The organism is Pseudoalteromonas sp. J2K-J599 (assembly GCF_059295115.2).
The window spans coordinates 1,599,387-1,618,205 of record NZ_CM200271.1 but is presented as its reverse complement, the minus strand read 5'-3'; the positions used below and the strand labels follow the sequence as shown (position 1 = coordinate 1,618,205).

Here is an 18,819-nt window from a genome sequence, read left to right as displayed (position 1 = left end):
ATTAAGCCTTCTTTTTATTTAAAATAAACACCAGCACGGCCCCTAATATTAACGAGCTTGCTACTATAAACTCCACTGTTACCTGCTCTGATAAAAACATAACACCAGCAATGGCAGCAAGTACCGGCACACAAAGTTGCACAACCGCAGCTTGGGTACTTTTAAGTAGTGGCATTGCTACATACCAAACACTATAACCAACTCCAGACGCTATTGCCCCCGAGGCACACGCAAGTAATACCCCTTCAATACTCATATTTTTTAAATAACTCATACCTACAAGTAATAAAACAGGGATAGCAACTAAGCTTCTTATAAAGTTAAACCCAGTAGTACGCAGTGGCGATACGCACACTTTACCGCGAATACTGTAAATACCCCATGCCACACCACTGAGTGCCATAAGTGATGCACCTAATAATGAAGGCACCGCTGCAGATGGCAGCATTAAATATACAAAACCAGATAACGCCACTATAAATGCACACCACTGGAGTACGCTTAATTGCTCTTTTTGATAAATACCCCAGCCAATCATAGTAAGTTGCACAGCAGAAAATAAAATTAGTGCACCGGTACCGGTATCTAGCTCTACGTAGGCAATCGAAAAACAAAGCGCGTAAACAAGCAGGCTAATACTGCTTCGCCAGCTTCCTCTGTCACTTAAAATAGCGGGATTGAATGTGCCTTTACCTTTTAAATTATGGGTATAAATAGCCATTATAATGCCCAAACATGCAGCCCCGCTAAGTAAGCGAATAACAGTAAAGTTCCAAGCATCTATATAACCTTCTGCTAAGGCCATTCTGCAAAATAGAGAATTTGCGGCAAACGCAATTAAAGCAATTAATGTGTATATGGTGGCTTTCAAAAAAATTCCTTCGCAACGAAAAATAATTATATTGTTTTAACTCACTCGCTAATTAACCAACCACGTTCAAGCCATTGATTAATTTTAGTAATTAAAAACCCAGCGATTTTCTCACCCGGGAGTTCATTTAAACAGGATTGACATAACTGTGCAAAGGGTGTGTTTTGTTTTAATAAACTCAGTAAGCGGTATTCTTGTGCATCAACGCTTAAATATTGTGTGCGCCTTTGAGCATCACGTGCTACAACCCAAAAGCGAGGTTCTGAGACTCTTGGCTCTGGCGGTGTTTGCTTTTGTTTTATTGCCTGCCAACTTTCAACCGCCAACGTATTAAACACAACTAACTGTACACTTGGATGTAATTTTAATAGTAAAGTTGGCCATTGCTGAGGTTCAATACTTTCAAGCTCTGATACATTGAGTAATGTTTTATCGCTTGCATCAAAAGTACTTAGTAATAGTCGTTCAAATTTGGCTATATCTGCAAGTATGGGGTAATCACTAAAAGGAGTATTAGCGGCTAAATAATCTGGTAGTTTCTCTGCAAAAATTCGTAGTGACGTATGAGTTGAAGGATATAAAGCTAAATAACCATCAACCATCATCTCAAATAAATCATCACCTAAGTAAATACCCAACTGTTCGTGATCTTGCTCAATCACGGCTCTTAAGCGAATTTTATAAGCGCTTTGATAAATAGAGAGTCGCTGTTGTGTATTTAACTGCCCTTGCTGCGCAATTTGCTCGCTAATATCCGAACTTTCTCCTTGCAGTAAATTCATAAACTGTTGTTGCAGCTTTGCTAAATCACTCATGATCTTATATCCCAAAACGGTTTCACTAGCGTTTTAGCATGCTCAAGCTCAGTAATTAAATCATCAAGGGAGCCAATATTATCATCGCGTTCAATCATGGTACTTACCGGATTTAATGTTTTTGCATACTGAGCATATAAGTCCCATACCGCATCGGGAACATCTTCATCGTGAGTATCTATAATATGCGTACCAAAGTCTTGATGTCCTGCTAAGTGAATTTGCGCAATAGCAGTACTCGGAATAGCCGATAAATAATCCATTGCATTAAAGTCGTGATTTCGTGCACTTACATAAACATTATTTACATCCATTAAAAACTTACAGCCTGTTTGCTTATGTAATTGCGCTAAGAATTCCCACTCACTCATTTGTGAATCGTTATAGGTTAAGTAGCTCGATACATTTTCGAAAATCATTTCGCGCCCCAGGTAATCTTGAACTTGTGAAATTTTATTTGCTAAATGATCAAGTGCCTCTGAGGTGTAAGGCATTGGTAGTAAATCGTGACTATTAACACCGCCCACTTGGGTGAAACATAAATGATCAGACACCCACTGCGGCTCAACCCTCGCAATTGTGTTTTTTAACTGATTTAAGTAGTCCTTATTAATAGGGTCAATACTACCAATCGACATTGATACCCCATGCATAACAATCGGATAATCTGCTCTTATTTTATTTAAATAATGCCAAGGTTTTCCACCGGCTACAAAATAGTTTTCTGAGATAATTTCAAACCAGTCTACAGCTGGTTTCTCTGCAATAATTTGCTCAAAATGCGGGGCTCTCAGTCCTAAACCAAAACCTAAAAAACGATTTTTCATAAACTTCCTTAATAAGCCTGAATAAAAAAACACATCGTTCAGGCTTATTTTATGCGTTCGATAAGTTGGTATTAGCTACCTACAGAACCACCAATATCACCACATGCTTTTGCAGGCATTGATACAAAACCGGTGCCTTTACATGATGCATGTCCAGCACAAGCATTATTAGCAGTCTTACAATCGTTATGACCGCCACACACATTTACATCGTTACAATGTACTAAATCTGCTTTAGCTACACTGCCAACCCATTTATCTTTTACTGTACCGCCAACGTCAGCACATGATTTTGCAGGCATTGCTACAAAACCAGTCCCTTTACATGACGCTTGACCTGCACATGCATTCTCAGCTGTTTTACAATCGTTATGGCCACCACATACATTCGCATCATAACAATGAACTAAATCAGTTGTTGCGCCATTATTAGCAACTGCACTTGATGTTGCCGTTTCTGCCTCTGTTGCATTACAACCAACTAAACCTGCTACCATTACAGCCATTGCTGCACCTGTAAACTTTTTCATTTTTTAATTCCTCTGAGTGATATAACTCTTAGCAAGACCGCTAAAGCGAAAATACTATTTCAGTGGAGTTGATAATAAACCAAAAAAATTCACACTTTGTTCACTAGTGTCACTTTATATTTCTTTATTAGCAGGCAGTTTACTCTACGATTTTTTACAATATTTCACACATTTAGCTAAAAATAGTATGTTAATGTATACAGGTAAATTAAGAGGAGTGCTCAGTGCGCCGCAGTATAATTTTAAGCTTTTGTTTTATTTTAAGTGGGTGTAGCACAATGGGTTTTAATGACCTGTTTAATGACTATGCCACGCAAATGACACCAATAAGAAATGCGATCGAGAAAAATAATATCGAAGAAGCGCAATCCCTTATTGCTAATAATAGCACCTTGCACAGCAGCTACTTACTCAACCAACTTGAGCAAGCTCGTTTAAACGACTTAGCTAATACACCAGATGATGCACAAAGTAAATTTGAGAACGTGTATACGCAAATGCAAAAAAAACGTGAAGCCGCCAAAATACAAGTTAGTGCGGGCCTTGAACAAAGTAACGCTTTATTTACCAACGACTCAGCAATAACTTATGTGCCACCCGCTTACGAAATGAGCATGCTTCATAGTTATAAAGCACTTAACTACGTGTATAAAAATGATGTTGAAGGCGCATTGGTCGAAATTCGCCGAGCTAATAAAGTACAACTTGATGCGCTTAGCGAGAATGAAGCAGAAGTAGACTCAACCGTTAAAGAAGCTCAGCAACACTACCCAAGCATGAGCAATGTAACCAGAAACATAAAAAATGGCTTTCAAAATGCCTACACATTTTACTTATCTGCTTTGCTTTACCAAAGTGCTAAACAATACGACGACGCCTATATCGATTATAAAAAAGCATTGGCTATACAACCTAACAATATTTATTTACAGCAAGATGTAATGCGCCTTGCTAAAAAACAAGGGTTTGACCAAGATCTAAATGAATTTAAAAAACGCTTTGGCGATACGCCCACTATTTCTTCATCACAAGGCGAAGTAATTGTTTTATTTGAACAAGGATTAGTACCAAAACAAGATGAATTTAAACTGCGCTTGCCAATTTATTCATCACGTGGCGATGCACGCTTTTACAGCTTGGCGATGCCGGTATATAAAGATAATGCCTATGTGCGCCGCCTTAACAATATAAATATAGATGCACAAAGCTTAGAGCTGAGCCCATTAGTACACATTGAAGCACTTGCAGCTAAAACTCTAGAAGATCAAATACCTGCAAAAGTCGCTCGCCAAGTACTTAGATTAGTAGCTAAAGAGAAAGTGCGGGCAGAACTTGCTCGCAGTGCCGGTGATGTAGGTAACATACTTGCTAATATTTATAATTTGGCGTCTGAGCAAGCTGATACACGCAGCTGGCTTACACTTCCAAATCAAATAAGTGTCGCAAGGCAAAGCCTAAATACAGGTGAGCATTCTGTGCATATAGGCACACAAGCACCTATAAATTTTACCATTAGTAAGCAAAGGTTAACGTTAATTTACTTAACCTCTATTAATAACTACTTTAATTATCACGTAGTTCAACTTTAGGAGCCATCATGAAATACATAGCGCCATTATTAGCAGCCTTAATGCTCAATGCATGTTCCAGCCAACCGGTTACATCGGGTATTTCTGTTGAACAAAATAAAAACCAGTTTAATGAGCAATTACGTGTAGATAACCCAGAGCTTGGTAAAAAACTGGCCATTACTGATGTGAAAACACGTCAAACCAACCAGTTAACCGATGTAGTAGTGACACTTTCGAGCCAGTATAAAAAATCACAATATTTGCAGTATCAGTTTAATTGGTTTGATAAAGACGGCTTTGTAATTAAAGGCAACCATTCACCTTGGCAAGCACTCACCTTATTTGGTTTTGCAAAAACACAATTACCGGGCTTAGCACCGAGCTCTGATGCGGTTACCTTTTCTTTAGCAGTAAGAGAAGTGTCTACCGAATCACAAGAATTTAAAGATTAAAGGAAACAACCATGATCATCAGTAACAAATTTAAAACAGTATCAACTTACGCTTTAGTTGGCCTCAGCGCTTTAGTATTAAGTGGCTGTGCTAATAAAGCCGTAGTAAGTTATGGCGATGCACAAGCAGTAGAAACAACCGATATTAATTTTGGCTCTACCGATTTACAAAAAGTAGCGAGCCAAATGACCGATTCATTACTCAGCTCACCCGTTGTTGGCACAATGACCGCTAATAAACGCCCTGTAGTATTTGTTGAGCGTATTAAAAACAAAACTAGTGAGCACATTGATACTGAATCAATCACCGATTCAATCTCAACGCAAATGCTACGCAGTGGTAAGTTCCGTTTTGTAGATATGACGCGTGTTGAGTCAGTACGTGAGCAATTAACATTTCAAAACGAAGATGCCCTTGTTAACCCTGCAACAGCCGTTGCATTTGGTAAACAAATTGGCGCGCAATATATGTTATACGGAAATTTATCGAGCATAGTTAAATCAAATGCCGACAAATCAGACGTATACTATAAATTTACGATGCGTTTAATGGATATGGAAAGCGGCCTAGTTGAATGGGCTGACGAAACTGAAATTCGTAAAACTAAAGAAAAATCGACATTTGGTTGGTAGTTACTAAGCCTTTACGGGCTAATAAGCCCATAAAGGCTACCAATAGGAGATTATTATGAAAGCTATAATATTAATAATGTGTGCCCTACTTAGTGTGAGCGCGCCAACTTTTGCTCAATATGAGCGCAATAAAGCAGTCCCTGTGCAGCAAGTTTTATTTGGTGACGTAAAATCGGTACGCAATATTACCGAACAAGAAATCATTCAAGACAAAAACAACGGCTGGGAAACCTTCGGCGGTGCATTACTCGGTGGTGTTGTAGGCAACCAGTTTGGTGGCGGTAGCGGCCGCACAGTAGCAACAATATTAGGCTCAGTAATTGGCGGCAGTGTTGCACATAATAGGCAGCAGCAAAGTCATTATCAGCAAAATCATTTTGTAGAGTTATTAATACAAGTTGAAAACGGCGACCAGTTTATGGTTGTTCAAGATCAAGACCAATCAATGCGCTTTAGCAAAGGCGATAACGTAAGATTAGTGTACTTGAACGACAACACGGTGCGTGTAGATAAAGCGTACTAGCCAATATATTCATGAATAATGTAAAAAACGAGCCAAATTTGGCTCGTTTTTTTATTTTTTAAATAACTATACTTGGCGATAGTCTTTAAAAAAACGCTTCATTTTTAACATCGCATCCGATAAATCATCTTTGCTTGGTAAAAATACCAATCTAAAATGATCCGGCTCGGGCCAATTAAACGCCCTGCCATGTACAAGTAATATTTTTTCGGCTTTTAGCAAATCGTACATCATCTTTTCATCATCTTTAACGTTAAAAAGTGCTGTATCTACTTTGGCAAACGCATAGAGCGCGCCTTTAGGTTTTTTACAACTAATGCCTTCAATAGCGTTTAACCCGCGCCATGCTATATCGCGCTGCTCGTATAAGCGCCCACCTGGGTTAATTAAATTATCAATTGATTGCACGCCGCCCAACGCTTGTTGAATTGCATATTGCGCAGGTACATTGGCGCACAAACGCATAGATGAAAGTATTTCAAGGCCTTTGCGTAAATCATCCATTACCGAGGTACGACCGCTTAGAACCATCCACCCCATTCTTAGCCCCGCTGCACGGTAGGTTTTTGCTAAACCATTGAAAGTAATGATTGGTACATCATCACACAGTGAGCCGATTGAAGTATGCGTTATACCATCGTATAAAATCTTTTCGTAAATCTCATCGCTCAATAACAGCAGTTTATGTTCACGCGCTATATCAATTAATTGCATTAACAAATCATCACTGTAAACCGCACCTGTCGGATTATTAGGATTAATTAATACCAAAGCTTTAGTTTTAGACGTTATTTTGCTTTTTATATCTGCAATATCCGGAAACCAATCTTGCTCTTCATCACATAAATAATGCACCGGATTACCACCCGATAATGTGACAGAAGCAGTCCAAAGTGGATAATCTGGAGCTGGAATAAGCACTTCATCGCCATTATTTAATAGCGCTTGGGTGATCATCTGTATAAGTTCGCTTACGCCATTACCAATATAGATACTATCTACATCTAAATTATGTAATCCACGTTGTTGGTAGTGCTGATAAATAGCCACGCGGGCTGAATAGAGGCCTTTAGAGTCACAGTAACCTTGGGCTGAATATAAGTTGCGGATAATATCGCGGTGCATATCTTCTGGCATATCAAAACCAAAAGCAGCTGGATTACCTATATTCAATTTTAATACTTTTTGACCTTCGTCTTCCATTTTTTTAGCTTGTGCTAAAACCGGCCCACGAATGTCATAACATACACCTTCTAATTTGTGACTCTTTTTAATATCAGACATTTTTACCTCGACTAGTGAATCTTTAGACTAACCTAGTAAAGGCGTAAAATGCCAGTCAATTTAGGTGCTTAATACTGAAATAAATTCACGTTTCAGCTTCAATAATTAACGAGATGCTAACCATTCATTTAGCTTAGCTTGAGAGCCTGTTACTTGAGCCATTAAGCTATTAGATGCGTCGATAGCTTCAGCTAAGTTATCTAGGTTTAAATTTTGTTCAATAACACGCGATACTTCAGCAAGGCTTGAAGCTCCAAACTGCGCCGCATTCGATTTTAAGCTATGGGAGTGGCGAATAGCTGCTTCTTTATCTTTACCAATGGTTGCTAACACTTCTGAGCCCAAACGTTCAAACTCTGAGCAGCAAAAATCAAGTGTATCAGCAAACTGCTCACCCAATAACGATTCCATACTCTCTAATGCTGATGTATCAATATTTATTTCTGTCATATTTTAAGCCCTTAAAACAATCCATGTAAGTTACAGTTTAATAGTACTACTTTATATTGATGCGTAAAAAAAACCAACTTAATTACCTTATAAATGTATAATTGCGAGGATCATACTGGCAACAAAAAGTTTATTAAATGGCACGCACACTTTGTAAACATTGTAACTTTTCAATAAACACCTGTATTTGCAGCGCAATTACAAATATAAACAACAAAGTTACGGTTATTATTCTACAGCACCCGAGTGAAGAAAAAATAGCAAAAAATACCGCTAAACTACTCAATTTATGCCTAACTGATTGCCAAATAATCAAAGGCGAAAATAATGATGACTTTTCCATACTAAAAACACTGCCAGTAAGCTCAACTGTTTTACTCTACCCTAACGAACACGCTGTAAATTTAGACGATAACACTGAGCAGCCAAGTGTAAAAAGCATCACTCATTTAATCGTGGTTGATGGTACATGGAAAAAAGCCTACAAAATTTTGCAACTCACCACATTACTAAATAAATTTAAAACGGTCAGTTTTAAACAGCTACCTAAAAATCGTTATGCTATTCGTAAAGCCCCTCGGGCCGACAGCCTATCCACACTTGAAGCTGTAGCGCATAGTTTGTTTTTAATAGAGCAGCTAAATCCCGCACCACTTTATAATGCGCTTAATGAATTAATACAAAAACAAACCCAACACATGCCCGAGCACGTAAAAGCACGTTACTTAGATTAAACTCGTTACTATATGAAACTTGCAATGCGTAACTACCCTAACAGACTAAAACGTGGCTTTACTCGCCAAGGACCCGACTATCGCTTTGACGACCAAGTCGACTTTAGCGATATAAGAGATACCTTCGGCTTTAGGTCAATGGTCGTTGGTAAATGGGTAACTAAAGAAGAGCGCTACATTAGCGCCAATTTAATTTACGATGCACTGGCCGACCTTGCACAAATACTGCATTTACCACCTAAAGCAATTGGCCTGCGCGGGAAGCTTAACTTTGCATTTGGCCATGGTGGTCAAAAAGGCGTGCAAGCGCATTATAATGCAGCCTCTCAAACACTTGCTCTTGCAAAAAATGCAGGCGGTGGTGCACTTGCTCATGAATGGTTCCATGCGTTTGACCATCATATAAGCGAGCACTTATTTGCAACAAAATCACAATTTGGCTTTGCCTCAAAATTGTGGCTTTCAAACACGCCTAATTTATCGCATCCACTTAATAATGCTTTGAACAGTTTTTATAAACATGTATTTTTAGATGAAGATGGTATTGATGCAAATAACTTTGTACAAGCGTGTATAGAACACGATAAAGCCCACAATATGAATTATATGAGCATGCCAGAAGAGCTTGCAGCACGGTGTTTTGAAGCCTGTATTGAAGGCCACACATATATAAAAAATAGCTTTTTGGTGGGAGGCTTAAAAAGTAGTAATTTAATATACCCAAATAGTGAGCATATTAATAAAGCAAATGAAGCGCTTAACCACTATTTTGAACTACTGGGTTATGCGCTTCATAAAATAGACGAGTAATGCCTATATTTGGTGATTATTTATCGTCACTAATACGACTTGCTACTGCGCTGCTTTGATCTTTATATTTTGCATCTTTACGAATATTGTATGGGTTTTCACACGGCCCCGATAACATTTCAAAGCTCATAGCCCCAATTTTCATCAGCGGACGTAGTGCCAGTGGCAATTTACCTGAGTTGTAAAACTCTAAAACAATATTACCGCTCCAGCCTGGGTCTATTCGGTGCGCTGTTACATGCACCATTAAACCCAAACGCGCAAGCGATGAGCGTCCATCTAACCAACCTACTATATCTGCTGGCAACGTAACTTTTTCATGGGTAATAGCTAGTGCAAGTTCACCTGGGTGTAAAAAGAATGCTTCACCTTCATCAAGCACTATTTCTTCACTCATGATTGATTCCATGGCCTTATTTAACTGATCTTTTGGACCACTTAAATCGACGTATGCTGCATTATGCGCATTAAACGTTCTAAATTTATTACCCAAGCGTAAATCGGCAGTCACGCCTGAAATCATCTCGCTCGTTGGTGCAGGCTCAATAACTATGCGGCCATCGCTTAAGTATTCTTTAATATGTGTGTCTGAAAGTCTCATTATTTATTAATCTTCCGTAATCACAATTTCAATTGCATTGTGATGCTGTTGATAATAAAGCGTGCTGGCTATTAGCCTTGCTGCTGCGCTGTATGTTTTGCTTATTGCGGCATCGTTATCGCTTGCAATAAGTTTACCTTGCTCAGAATACTCGCGTATATCTATTGCAAGTGGAATATGGCTAAGTACAGGCACGCCGTGCTTATGCGCCAGCTTTTGGGCGCCGTCTTTACCAAATACGTGGTTAGCTTCACCACAGTGAGTGCAAATGTAGTGGCTCATATTTTCGATTAAGCCAAGCACCGGTACGTTTACTTTATTAAACATAGCAATGCCTTTTTGCGCATCGGCTAGCGCTAAGTCTTGCGGTGTAGTGACAATAACAGTGCCGCTAGCGGGTACTTTTTGGCTCATTGTAAGCTGAATATCACCGGTGCCCGGTGGCATATCAACAATTAAGTAGTCAAGCTCGCCCCAATCGGTTTCATTAAGTAACTGGCTCAGCGCGCCTGACGCCATTGGTCCACGCCATACCGTGGCATCATCGCTTGGAACTAAAAAGCCAATTGACTGCGCTTTAATGCCATTTGCATTAAAAGGCTGTAGCTGTTTGTTATCTTTAGTGACGGGCTCTGCGCCCACTAATCCTAAAAGCATTGGGATAGATGGGCCATAAATGTCAGCATCTAAAATACCCACCTTTGCGCCTTCATTTTTAAGCGCGCCTGCCAAGTTAACAGCAGTAGTCGACTTACCTACTCCACCTTTGCCTGAGGCAATAAGTACAATATGTTTAATCGCTTTAAACTTAGCCGCCTCTTTAATGATAACCTTGGCGCTAATTGTTACAGGCACATTTAAGCTTTCACTTACGTGTTGCTCAACTAAAGGCATTTCTGATTGCCCAGCAAATGGCAGAGTTAATTTGATTTGTAGTGATTTATCGTCATTTTGAGTAATAGTATCAATGAAGCTTTCATCAATACCGACGGCAAAAGCAGCACTACGATATGCCGCTAAGGCAATTATAATCGGTTGTTTTTGCACCGATTTAGAAGAGAATAGTTTCGACAGTCCAAACATAGCAATTAAATAGCGTTTCTTTGATGAAAAGTGCCACGGAATTATGTAACATTCAGGGCATTAACACCAGTCAATTAATAAAAATCCATAAGCTGTGCGCACTCTAAGCAGATAGCTTGTAGATAAATTAATGATAATTGCCGTTTGTATAATAAAAACGGCGTTTTATCCTCAATTCGGAATGATTATGACGCAGCGAAAGATCCTGATTACCAGCGCATTACCTTATGCAAATGGCCCAACTCACCTAGGTCATTTATTGGAATATATTCAAACTGATATTTGGTCACGTTTTCAAAAACTACAAGGCCACGAAGCTTATTATGTTTGCGCAGACGATGCCCACGGCACGCCAATTATGCTTAATGCGCAAAAGCAAGGGATCACGCCTGAAGAAATGGTAAAACAAGTGAGCATAGAGCGCCAACGCGACTTTGCTGACTTTAATATCAAATTTGATAACTACCACAGCACCCACAGCCAAGAAAACAAAGAATTAAGCGAACTTATTTATAACCGCCTAAACGATGCCGGTCATATTAAAAAGCACACTATTTCGCAATTATTCGATCCAGAAAAAGGTATTTTCTTACCAGACCGCTTTGTAACAGGTACTTGCCCAACGTGTAAGTCTGAAAACCAAAACGGCGATAGCTGTGATTCGTGTGGTGCTACATACAGCCCTACCGAACTTATTAACCCGCGTTCTGTAATGTCAGGTGCTGAGCCTGTACTTAAAGATTCTGAGCATTACTTTTTTGACCTGCCAGCATTTGAAGACATGCTAAAAGAGTGGTTACACTCGGGAACTATTCAACAAGAAATGGCTAACAAGCTAGACGAATGGTTTACCGATGGCTTGCAACAATGGGATATTAGCCGTGACGCACCTTATTTTGGTTTTGAAATCCCAAATGCACCAGGCAAATATTTTTACGTTTGGTTAGATGCACCTATTGGTTACATGGCGAGTTTTAAAAACCTATGTGACGAAAAAGGCCTCGACTTTGATGCGTTTTGGGCTGAAGGTTCAGACGCAGAGCTTTATCACTTTATTGGTAAAGACATTATCTACTTCCACAGCTTATTTTGGCCAGCAATGCTAGAAGGCGCTAATTTTAGAAAGCCAACTAACGTATTCGCTCATGGTTTTGTAACTGTAAATGGCGAAAAAATGTCTAAATCAAAGGGTACGTTTATTAAAGCGCGTACTTATTTAGATAACTTAAACCCAGAATACTTACGTTACTACTACGCAGCAAAATTAAGCAGCGGTATTGTTGATCTGGATTTAAACCTAGAAGACTTTGCACAGCGCGTAAATTCAGACCTAGTAGGTAAAGTAGTTAACATAGCGAGCCGTTGTGCTGGCTTTATTACTAAAAAGTTTGATGGCAAGCTAAGCAGTACTATCATGCAACCAGAGCTGTTAGCAGAGTTTCAAGCGGCTGCACCGAGCATTACAACACACTATGAGAACCGCGATTACAGCCGCGCAATTCGCGAAATAATGGCGCTTGCCGACAAAGCAAACCAATTTATTGATGGCGCAGCACCTTGGGTATTAATTAAAGACGAAACTAAGCAAAAAGAAGCACACGAAGTGTGTTCTCTTGGTCTTAACTTGTTCCGCGTTTTAATTACTTACTTAAAACCCGTGCTACCAGGAATGGCAGACAACGTACAAGCGTTTTTAAATGACGACCTTGCATGGGACGGCGTTCAAAATGCACTCGTAAGCCACCCTATCAATAAATTTAAACCGTTAATGCAACGTGTTGAAATGGATAAAGTGAACAAAATGGTTGAAGAATCTAAAGAAAGCTTAGCACCAAAAGTAACAATTGACCCTAACAGCCCACTTGCAAAAGAGCCAATTAGCGACGAGGTTGAGTTCGATGATTTTGCAAAAGTAGACCTACGCGTAGCTAAAATTGCTAAAGCAGAGCACGTAGAAGGCGCAGATAAACTACTTAAGCTAACACTTGATTTAGGCGGCGAAACTCGCCAAGTGTTTGCGGGTATTAAATCAGCTTACGCACCTGAGGATATCGAAGGCAAGCTAACCGTTATGGTTGCTAACCTTAAGCCTCGTAAAATGCGCTTTGGTATGTCTGAAGGCATGGTATTAGCAGCAGGTCCTGGCGGAAAAGAAATTTATATTCTTAACCCAGATGACGGCTCAGAGCCTGGTATGCGCGTAATGTAATATTACTCATACAATAAAAAAACCGCTGATATGTCAGCGGTTTTTTTATGGGCAAAAGTAATGTTTAGTCGTATATTAAGCCTAGCCGTTTATACAAACGCCTTTGCATAAAATAAAGTGAATTGTAATTATGACCCAAATTTTAGATACCAACAGAACAAAAGTAAGTAGCCAAATAAAGCAACACAAGTTAGTCGCCATATTGCGCTTAAAACAACAAACGGATGTAGCTCCATTAATTGATTGTTTAGTAAATGCGGGCATAAACGCATTAGAGATCACTTCAAACACACCTGGCTTTGAGCAAGAAATAGCAAAAGCGCGTGCAGCGCATAAAAACGCACTTATTGGTGCAGGTACAATAATAAATACCACCCTTGCCCAGCAAGCTATTCATGCTGGCGCGCAGTTTATCGTAACGCCAAATACCAACAAATCGGTTGTCGAACTCGCCCACCAGCACGGGTTACCCGTACTAATGGGCGCGCTAACACCTACCGATGTAGCAAATGCAATTGAATATAACGCTGATATTATTAAAGTATTTCCTGCTGGCAGTATGGGCGTTGGTTACTTTAAAGCATTAGCAGGCCCATTTTCAGAGGCGCAATTAATGCCTGTTGGCGGTGTTAATTTAGATAACTTATCACAATGGTTTGAAGCAGGCGCTTGCGGCGCTGCAGTCAGTGGCGATTTTTGTAAGGTATTAAATACCGAACAAGAACGTAGTGACCTTACCAAGCTTGTAAAAAACTATATAAGTAAACTGCCTAAATAGGCAGTTATACTTTAACTATAAAATTAATCATCTTTTTTAATTGAGCTTTTTTAATACGCGGTCTTTTCTTGGTAGATAATAGTTATCGTAATCAAGTGAGACTATAACGCGCTCTGCTTTTCCTAATAACTCATTACGCGGAATTAAACCTATTACACGCGAGTCAGCGCTATTGTCGCGGTTATCGCCCATTGCTAAATAATAATCATCAGGAATTGTAATTGCATCAAAGCCCGATAAACGTGAAGGAATATTTGCCACTCTTATCGAATGCGCTAATCCGTTTAAATCTTCGATTTTATCAAGCGAGTCTATGTTGCTTTGCTGATCTGCATAATTAAGTTTTTTACCATTAATAATGAGCTCATTATTTTCAAGCGCAACGGTGTCTCCTGGCACACCAATTACACGTTTAATTAAACGGTTATCGGCAGCTTGTGAGTCAAAAACAATAATATCACCGGTTTGTGGGTCCGCTAGTTTAAGTAGTTTTATATGCGTAAATGGGACACGAATATCGTAGGCCATTTTATCGGTAAGTATTCTGTCACCTTCTTGAATTGTTGGCTTCATAGAGCCTGTTGGCACTTCGTACCAATCGGCTACAGCGCTTCTAAATACGCTCATCAGTGCAATAAATACGATAAGAGAGCGGTTATTTTTCCAAAACTTATAAACTAATTTCATGCCTATTCCCTTCAATTGAACAAGTCTTTAATTAAGTAACTGTTTATATGACTTTGCTAATTAGCTGCAGTTCAATCAATGATGTAACAAAAGATGTTGGCTACTAATTTTAATTGATCGATTAAATTTAGAGCGTCGTAACATTTAACGAAACCAACGGGTATTAACTTAAAGGAAAAATAAAATGTTTAAGAAAATTACTACTGCATTATTGTTTACAACTGCAAGCCTTGGATTTACTACAATGGCTTATGCTGATCATCATGGTATGAAAAAAGACGTTGTTGAAGTAGCCGTTGAAAATGGTTCGTTCACTACTCTTGTTGCTGCTGTTAAAGCCGCAGGTTTAGTTGAAACACTGCAAGGTAAAGGACCCTTTACTATTTTTGCACCAACAGATGCTGCATTTTCTAAATTACCTGAAGGCACTGTAGAAATGTTACTCAAGCCTGAAAACAAAGATAAGCTAACGGCGGTATTAACTTATCACGTAGTGTCTGGAAAAGTGATGGCAGCCGATGTAATGAAGGTAGATAGTGCGAAAACACTACAAAGCCAATCAGTTATGGTTAAAGCCGACAGCATGGGTGTAATGATAAATGACGCTAAAGTTGTAAAAGCTGATGTAAAAGCAAGCAACGGCGTAATTCATGTTATCGACACAGTACTACTTCCAAAAGAGTAGTCATAAAAGAATGAGCCAACTAAAAAAGCATAAGTAGATACTTATGCTTTTTTATTTATTTTTGTTTCATGACATAACAAATTATTGATTTAGTTTTTCTTTCGCTTCTTTTACTTTTTCAAAATCTAAACCAAGTTCGTCAGTCGCTTCTTTAATAAGGTGCGGTTGAGTCATTACGACTGCCATAAGTTGCTGTAGTTTTTCTGGCGGAATACCAAGCTCTTGAACAAGCGCCATTGCCATCATTGGGTTTTGAGTAAACGCTTCAAACAATGCTTTTACTTTTTCGTCGCTTACATTGTGCTCTTTAAGTATTGCTAGTATTGGATTCATTATTAAACCTTAAGTGTTTTTTATAGAGCTTAGTATATGGGCTAAACCCTAAAATTAAAGAGTTACTCTACAAGTAAAACCACTTTTCCTGCGTTTTCATTACGCTCTAAAATAGCATGGGCTTCGTTTGCGTCGCTCCAAGGCAATGTTTTATACAGGTTAAAGTCGTACTTTTTAGTGGCAATATCATTGTAAAAACGCGCTACAAAGTCGTCGCGCACCTGGCGTTTAAACTCAATACTGCGATTTCTAAGCGTTGAGGCATGAAACGAAATACGCTTTTGTAAAAGCGCGGCAAAATCAACTTCAGCAAAACGTCCATCTAAAAATGCAAGCATCACAATTTGGCAATCCATGGCTGCAATAGCGGCATTTTTATTTAAGTAACTACCCGAAACAGGATCTACAATTGCATTTGCTGTTAACTCATTTGCTTTCATATATTCTACAAAGTCAGTGGTTTTGTAGTTAATTGCATGATCGGCACCAAGCTCTTTTGCGTGTTGGCATTTGTCATCCGTACCGGCAGTAATAACTACGGTAGCACCTGCGCTTTTAGCCATTTGAATTGCTGCACCGCCCACACCACTAGCACCTGCATGAATAAGCGCTGTTTGCCCTTTTTGTAATTTACCAAGCTCAAATAACGCGCCAAATGCCGTTAAATACACTTCGCTTATTGCGGCGCCCTCAGCCATTGTTACATCATCGGGTAATTCCATAAGCTGTTTTGCATCAACTGCTACATATTCGCTATAAGCACCACCTGAGCACAACGTAAAAATACGCTTGTTTAGCCAGCTTTTATCTACATCTTTTCCAAGTTCAGTAACTGTACCCGCACATTCTAAACCTAAAATCGGGCTATCTCCCGCAGGGGCCGGGTATTTACCTTGGCGCTGCATACTGTCTGCACGGTTTACACCTATTGCTGCAACTTTAACAAGTACTTCATGGCTCTTTAAAACCGGCTTTTCGGTTTCACTAAATGCAAGATTGCCATCTTCATGAGAAATATATTTCATTGTTGCTCCAAGCTTAAAAACTGTAATAACATATAGATGGGGATGAACACAGATTCAAACAACCTCAAAAGCGCCAACTTTGTTTATAAGGATAAACATCGGGTAGATAACCATTATGTACTTGTTGCTGACAACTCTGCCAAAACGTCGCTAAAAACAAGTTACTGTGCTCATTATTAAAATAGTTAAACGCAATATCGTTGGCACTAAAAAACACCTTAAATTGGCTCGGAAATATATCGTTTTCAGCTATATCAAAATACGAGTTACTACTTAGCTCTTCGAGTGCATTTTGGGTTTGTGGAACGTCTCTAAAGTTGCAATCGGTTAGTGGGCAAATTTCGTCAAAGTCGTAAAACACCACTCGCCCCCAACGCGTTACGCCAAAGTTTTTCATTAGCATGTCGCCCGGAAATATATTAGCGCCCGCTAACTCTTTAATTGCTTTACCGTAGTCATGCATTACTCGTTCTAGGGTTTTGTTATCGCATTGGTTAATATATAAATTAAGCGGGGTCATTTTACGCTCAACATACACGTGCTTTAAAATGAGTGCCTTGCCAGATATAACTATGCTGCTGCCAATTTGGCTTTTCATCTGCTCAAGCAATTCATCACTAAAACGGCTTAAATCAAACGCTAAATATCTAAATTCGTGTGTGTCTACCAAACGCCCAACCCTATCGGCTTGTTTTACAAAGTTATACTTGTCTATCACTTGTGCTTTGGTAGCTGTTTTTGGCGCACTAAATTTGTCTTTAATTACTTTATAAACGTAATCTAGCCCTTCAATAGTAAATACCAGCATTACCATGCCCGGTGTCCCTGGCGCTTTAACATACTTGAAGTTGGCTGGGCTATTTTTAGTCGTATCAACCTTGTGCCGATAAAACTCAGTTTTGGCGTGCTTTATAAAACCAATGGCGTTAAATAACTCAAAGCGTTGTTTGTGTGGCATTAACACACTTAAGTAATCTACATAACGAGCGGGTTTATCGGTATCAACCATAAAATAGGTGCGTGCAAAACCAAATAATAAACTTAATTGATCGGCGCCCATCATTACAGCATCAAGCTTTAGTCCCTCATCGGTATTTAAAATAGCGATAGCAAAAGGCATATTGTCGCCATTTTTAGCAATGCAGCGCCCAATTAAATAACAGGCTTTGTTTCTAAAAAATAATGAGTTGGCGTATTCAATATACCCATCGTTTAAATTTATAAGTTCGTACACCTGTTTGCATTGCTGCTTAGCGCCTTGCATTAACGTACTTTGTAATGTGGCTACATCGCGTTCTAAATGACTAAACGGCACTCTAAATACTTGATTAGTGATAAGCGTTTTAACGGCGTTATTAAACCCATTATGTAGCGATACCCTGCTCACTAAGCTTTCATAAGAGCGCGGCTCACTACGGTACTTTGCTTTTAATACAAACAAATGCACAGTACGAATTTTTTTATCGTCCCAAATTGCCCCAAACGTTGAATTAAAAAAAGTATGCGCAATAGGTTTATTTTCGTGATTTTGTACCATATCGCCGTAAATATTTTTAGCTAACTGCCACGTTTGCGGGCAAGTAAGTTCAGCATAAGCAATAACTCTTACGGCTTCACTCACGTTTTTTACTTCGCGCTCATACACTTGTAAACGTTCACGCATAGCACTTTGCACACTATGGTACTGTCGTTGTTCAAAACGGCTTTGTGCACCCAATGTAATATTTAAAAATTGCGAAAACATCGCCTCAAATCCAGCAAAAACAGATCGTGCAAGCTTACTGGCAATAACGTTTTGCAGCGTATTATTAGATTGATGTGTTAGCCTAGTTTGCATAAATACAGCACTTATATTGATGCCAGTTATGGCGGTTATTTTTTATTAATTGTTTACACCTTAACAAGTAGGCTTTAATTTA

The 18,819-nt window shown here is 39.1% G+C and carries 21 protein-coding genes; 9 read left to right on the top strand and 12 right to left on the bottom strand.

Features of this window, described 5'->3' with window-relative positions; translation table 11 throughout:
- Nucleotide 1: 1 nt before the first annotated feature.
- From AC5NT5_RS07370 to bufA2, 4 genes are all read right to left on the bottom strand, one after another.
- The gene (locus tag AC5NT5_RS07370) at nucleotides 2-871 is read right to left on the bottom strand and encodes a DMT family transporter (protein ID WP_494513151.1); all 870 of its coding nucleotides are present in this window, start codon (nucleotides 869-871) and stop codon (nucleotides 2-4) included.
- 41 nt (nucleotides 872-912) lie between these two features.
- Complete coding sequence (locus AC5NT5_RS07365) at nucleotides 913-1,686, bottom strand: HvfC/BufC N-terminal domain-containing protein (protein ID WP_182681392.1); 774 nt, start codon at nucleotides 1,684-1,686, stop codon at nucleotides 913-915.
- Nucleotides 1,683-2,513 carry an MNIO family bufferin maturase gene (bufB, locus tag AC5NT5_RS07360; protein ID WP_494513152.1) on the bottom strand — a complete coding sequence of 277 codons (831 nt, stop codon included), beginning with the start codon at nucleotides 2,511-2,513 and terminating at the stop codon, nucleotides 1,683-1,685. Before bufB ends, AC5NT5_RS07365 begins: the two co-directional genes overlap by 4 nt.
- A gap of 71 nt (nucleotides 2,514-2,584) precedes the next feature.
- A complete protein-coding gene (gene bufA2, locus AC5NT5_RS07355; protein ID WP_182724280.1) occupies nucleotides 2,585-3,043 on the bottom strand; it encodes a BufA2 family periplasmic bufferin-type metallophore in 459 nt (152 codons plus the stop codon).
- A gap of 224 nt (nucleotides 3,044-3,267) precedes the next feature.
- On the opposite strand from bufA2, the gene AC5NT5_RS07350 reads away from it, so the two are divergent.
- From AC5NT5_RS07350 to AC5NT5_RS07335, 4 genes are read left to right on the top strand one after another with little or no spacing between them, the layout of a single operon-like run.
- Nucleotides 3,268-4,632 (top strand): COG3014 family protein, encoded by a 1,365-nt coding sequence (locus AC5NT5_RS07350; RefSeq protein WP_494513153.1) that lies wholly within the window; start codon nucleotides 3,268-3,270, stop codon nucleotides 4,630-4,632.
- An 8-nt stretch (nucleotides 4,633-4,640) separates the two neighbouring features.
- Nucleotides 4,641-5,066 (top strand): YcfL family putative periplasmic lipoprotein, encoded by a 426-nt coding sequence (locus tag AC5NT5_RS07345; RefSeq protein ID WP_494513154.1) that lies wholly within the window; start codon nucleotides 4,641-4,643, stop codon nucleotides 5,064-5,066.
- A gap of 11 nt (nucleotides 5,067-5,077) precedes the next feature.
- Nucleotides 5,078-5,698, top strand: a complete 621-nt coding sequence (gene lpoB, locus AC5NT5_RS07340) for a penicillin-binding protein activator LpoB (protein WP_002959677.1) — start codon at nucleotides 5,078-5,080, stop codon at nucleotides 5,696-5,698.
- A 55-nt stretch (nucleotides 5,699-5,753) separates the two neighbouring features.
- On the top strand, nucleotides 5,754-6,221 hold the full coding sequence (locus AC5NT5_RS07335) for an outer membrane lipoprotein (RefSeq protein WP_182674225.1): 468 nt from the start codon (nucleotides 5,754-5,756) through the stop codon (nucleotides 6,219-6,221).
- Between the two features lie 66 nt (nucleotides 6,222-6,287).
- Here the strand turns inward: AC5NT5_RS07335 and AC5NT5_RS07330 are convergent, their stop codons facing one another.
- Both AC5NT5_RS07330 and AC5NT5_RS07325 read right to left on the bottom strand, forming a co-directional pair.
- On the bottom strand, nucleotides 6,288-7,505 hold the full coding sequence (locus tag AC5NT5_RS07330) for a pyridoxal phosphate-dependent aminotransferase (protein WP_024597609.1): 1,218 nt from the start codon (nucleotides 7,503-7,505) through the stop codon (nucleotides 6,288-6,290).
- Nucleotides 7,506-7,610: 105 nt separating this feature from the next.
- Nucleotides 7,611-7,955, bottom strand: coding sequence for an Hpt domain-containing protein (locus AC5NT5_RS07325; RefSeq protein WP_002959674.1), 345 nt, complete (start codon nucleotides 7,953-7,955; stop codon nucleotides 7,611-7,613).
- A 137-nt stretch (nucleotides 7,956-8,092) separates the two neighbouring features.
- Here AC5NT5_RS07325 and AC5NT5_RS07320 point away from each other — a divergent pair, with 137 nt between their 5' ends.
- Both AC5NT5_RS07320 and AC5NT5_RS07315 read left to right on the top strand, forming a co-directional pair.
- A complete protein-coding gene (locus tag AC5NT5_RS07320; protein ID WP_182674227.1) occupies nucleotides 8,093-8,689 on the top strand; it encodes a tRNA-uridine aminocarboxypropyltransferase in 597 nt (198 codons plus the stop codon).
- A 24-nt stretch (nucleotides 8,690-8,713) separates the two neighbouring features.
- Nucleotides 8,714-9,499, top strand: coding sequence for a CLCA_X family protein (locus AC5NT5_RS07315; protein WP_494513230.1), 786 nt, complete (start codon nucleotides 8,714-8,716; stop codon nucleotides 9,497-9,499).
- A gap of 16 nt (nucleotides 9,500-9,515) precedes the next feature.
- On the opposite strand, the gene dcd is transcribed toward AC5NT5_RS07315, so the two are convergent.
- Both dcd and apbC read right to left on the bottom strand, forming a co-directional pair.
- The gene (gene dcd, locus AC5NT5_RS07310) at nucleotides 9,516-10,100 is read right to left on the bottom strand and encodes a dCTP deaminase (protein WP_002959670.1); all 585 of its coding nucleotides are present in this window, start codon (nucleotides 10,098-10,100) and stop codon (nucleotides 9,516-9,518) included.
- A gap of 6 nt (nucleotides 10,101-10,106) precedes the next feature.
- The gene (gene apbC, locus AC5NT5_RS07305) at nucleotides 10,107-11,183 is read right to left on the bottom strand and encodes an iron-sulfur cluster carrier protein ApbC (RefSeq protein WP_494513155.1); all 1,077 of its coding nucleotides are present in this window, start codon (nucleotides 11,181-11,183) and stop codon (nucleotides 10,107-10,109) included.
- A 187-nt stretch (nucleotides 11,184-11,370) separates the two neighbouring features.
- On the opposite strand from apbC, the gene metG reads away from it, so the two are divergent.
- Together metG and AC5NT5_RS07295 are read left to right on the top strand one after the other, a co-directional pair.
- Nucleotides 11,371-13,392: a methionine--tRNA ligase gene (gene metG / locus AC5NT5_RS07300; protein WP_494513156.1), complete on the top strand. Its 2,022-nt coding sequence runs from the start codon at nucleotides 11,371-11,373 to the stop codon at nucleotides 13,390-13,392.
- Nucleotides 13,393-13,522: 130 nt separating this feature from the next.
- The gene (locus AC5NT5_RS07295) at nucleotides 13,523-14,170 is read left to right on the top strand and encodes a bifunctional 4-hydroxy-2-oxoglutarate aldolase/2-dehydro-3-deoxy-phosphogluconate aldolase (RefSeq protein WP_494513157.1); all 648 of its coding nucleotides are present in this window, start codon (nucleotides 13,523-13,525) and stop codon (nucleotides 14,168-14,170) included.
- 36 nt (nucleotides 14,171-14,206) lie between these two features.
- On the opposite strand, the gene lepB is transcribed toward AC5NT5_RS07295, so the two are convergent.
- Nucleotides 14,207-14,857: a signal peptidase I gene (lepB, locus tag AC5NT5_RS07290; protein WP_024597614.1), complete on the bottom strand. Its 651-nt coding sequence runs from the start codon at nucleotides 14,855-14,857 to the stop codon at nucleotides 14,207-14,209.
- 184 nt (nucleotides 14,858-15,041) lie between these two features.
- On the opposite strand from lepB, the gene AC5NT5_RS07285 reads away from it, so the two are divergent.
- On the top strand, nucleotides 15,042-15,542 hold the full coding sequence (locus AC5NT5_RS07285; RefSeq protein ID WP_494513158.1) for a fasciclin domain-containing protein: 501 nt from the start codon (nucleotides 15,042-15,044) through the stop codon (nucleotides 15,540-15,542).
- A gap of 81 nt (nucleotides 15,543-15,623) precedes the next feature.
- Here AC5NT5_RS07285 and AC5NT5_RS07280 read toward each other — a convergent pair whose 3' ends face one another.
- From AC5NT5_RS07280 to aceK, 3 genes are all read right to left on the bottom strand, one after another.
- On the bottom strand, nucleotides 15,624-15,875 hold the full coding sequence (locus AC5NT5_RS07280) for a DUF2999 family protein (protein WP_007582532.1): 252 nt from the start codon (nucleotides 15,873-15,875) through the stop codon (nucleotides 15,624-15,626).
- 62 nt (nucleotides 15,876-15,937) lie between these two features.
- The gene (locus AC5NT5_RS07275; protein WP_024595341.1) at nucleotides 15,938-16,900 is read right to left on the bottom strand and encodes a zinc-binding dehydrogenase; all 963 of its coding nucleotides are present in this window, start codon (nucleotides 16,898-16,900) and stop codon (nucleotides 15,938-15,940) included.
- Between the two features lie 64 nt (nucleotides 16,901-16,964).
- Nucleotides 16,965-18,737, bottom strand: a complete 1,773-nt coding sequence (aceK, locus tag AC5NT5_RS07270) for a bifunctional isocitrate dehydrogenase kinase/phosphatase (RefSeq protein WP_494513159.1) — start codon at nucleotides 18,735-18,737, stop codon at nucleotides 16,965-16,967.
- Nucleotides 18,738-18,819 lie beyond the last annotated feature (82 nt).

Bases quoted from the DNA above. Each gene is read 5' to 3' on its own strand.
- AC5NT5_RS07365 (WP_182681392.1), bottom strand. From the start codon at position 1,686: ATGAGTGATTTAGCAAAGCTGCAACAACAGTTTATGAATTTACTGCAA.
- bufB (WP_494513152.1), bottom strand. From the start codon at position 2,513: ATGAAAAATCGTTTTTTAGGTTTTGGTTTAGGACTGAGAGCCCCGCAT.
- bufA2 (WP_182724280.1), bottom strand. From the start codon at position 3,043: ATGAAAAAGTTTACAGGTGCAGCAATGGCTGTAATGGTAGCAGGTTTA.
- AC5NT5_RS07345 (WP_494513154.1), top strand. From the start codon at position 4,641: ATGAAATACATAGCGCCATTATTAGCAGCCTTAATGCTCAATGCATGT.
- lpoB (WP_002959677.1), top strand. From the start codon at position 5,078: ATGATCATCAGTAACAAATTTAAAACAGTATCAACTTACGCTTTAGTT.
- AC5NT5_RS07335 (WP_182674225.1), top strand. From the start codon at position 5,754: ATGAAAGCTATAATATTAATAATGTGTGCCCTACTTAGTGTGAGCGCG.
- AC5NT5_RS07330 (WP_024597609.1), bottom strand. From the start codon at position 7,505: ATGTCTGATATTAAAAAGAGTCACAAATTAGAAGGTGTATGTTATGAC.
- AC5NT5_RS07325 (WP_002959674.1), bottom strand. From the start codon at position 7,955: ATGACAGAAATAAATATTGATACATCAGCATTAGAGAGTATGGAATCG.
- AC5NT5_RS07320 (WP_182674227.1), top strand. From the start codon at position 8,093: ATGGCACGCACACTTTGTAAACATTGTAACTTTTCAATAAACACCTGT.
- AC5NT5_RS07315 (WP_494513230.1), top strand. From the start codon at position 8,714: ATGCGTAACTACCCTAACAGACTAAAACGTGGCTTTACTCGCCAAGGA.
- dcd (WP_002959670.1), bottom strand. From the start codon at position 10,100: ATGAGACTTTCAGACACACATATTAAAGAATACTTAAGCGATGGCCGC.
- apbC (WP_494513155.1), bottom strand. From the start codon at position 11,183: ATGTTTGGACTGTCGAAACTATTCTCTTCTAAATCGGTGCAAAAACAA.
- metG (WP_494513156.1), top strand. From the start codon at position 11,371: ATGACGCAGCGAAAGATCCTGATTACCAGCGCATTACCTTATGCAAAT.
- AC5NT5_RS07295 (WP_494513157.1), top strand. From the start codon at position 13,523: ATGACCCAAATTTTAGATACCAACAGAACAAAAGTAAGTAGCCAAATA.
- lepB (WP_024597614.1), bottom strand. From the start codon at position 14,857: ATGAAATTAGTTTATAAGTTTTGGAAAAATAACCGCTCTCTTATCGTA.
- AC5NT5_RS07285 (WP_494513158.1), top strand. From the start codon at position 15,042: ATGTTTAAGAAAATTACTACTGCATTATTGTTTACAACTGCAAGCCTT.
- AC5NT5_RS07280 (WP_007582532.1), bottom strand. From the start codon at position 15,875: ATGAATCCAATACTAGCAATACTTAAAGAGCACAATGTAAGCGACGAA.
- AC5NT5_RS07275 (WP_024595341.1), bottom strand. From the start codon at position 16,900: ATGAAATATATTTCTCATGAAGATGGCAATCTTGCATTTAGTGAAACC.
- aceK (WP_494513159.1), bottom strand. From the start codon at position 18,737: ATGCAAACTAGGCTAACACATCAATCTAATAATACGCTGCAAAACGTT.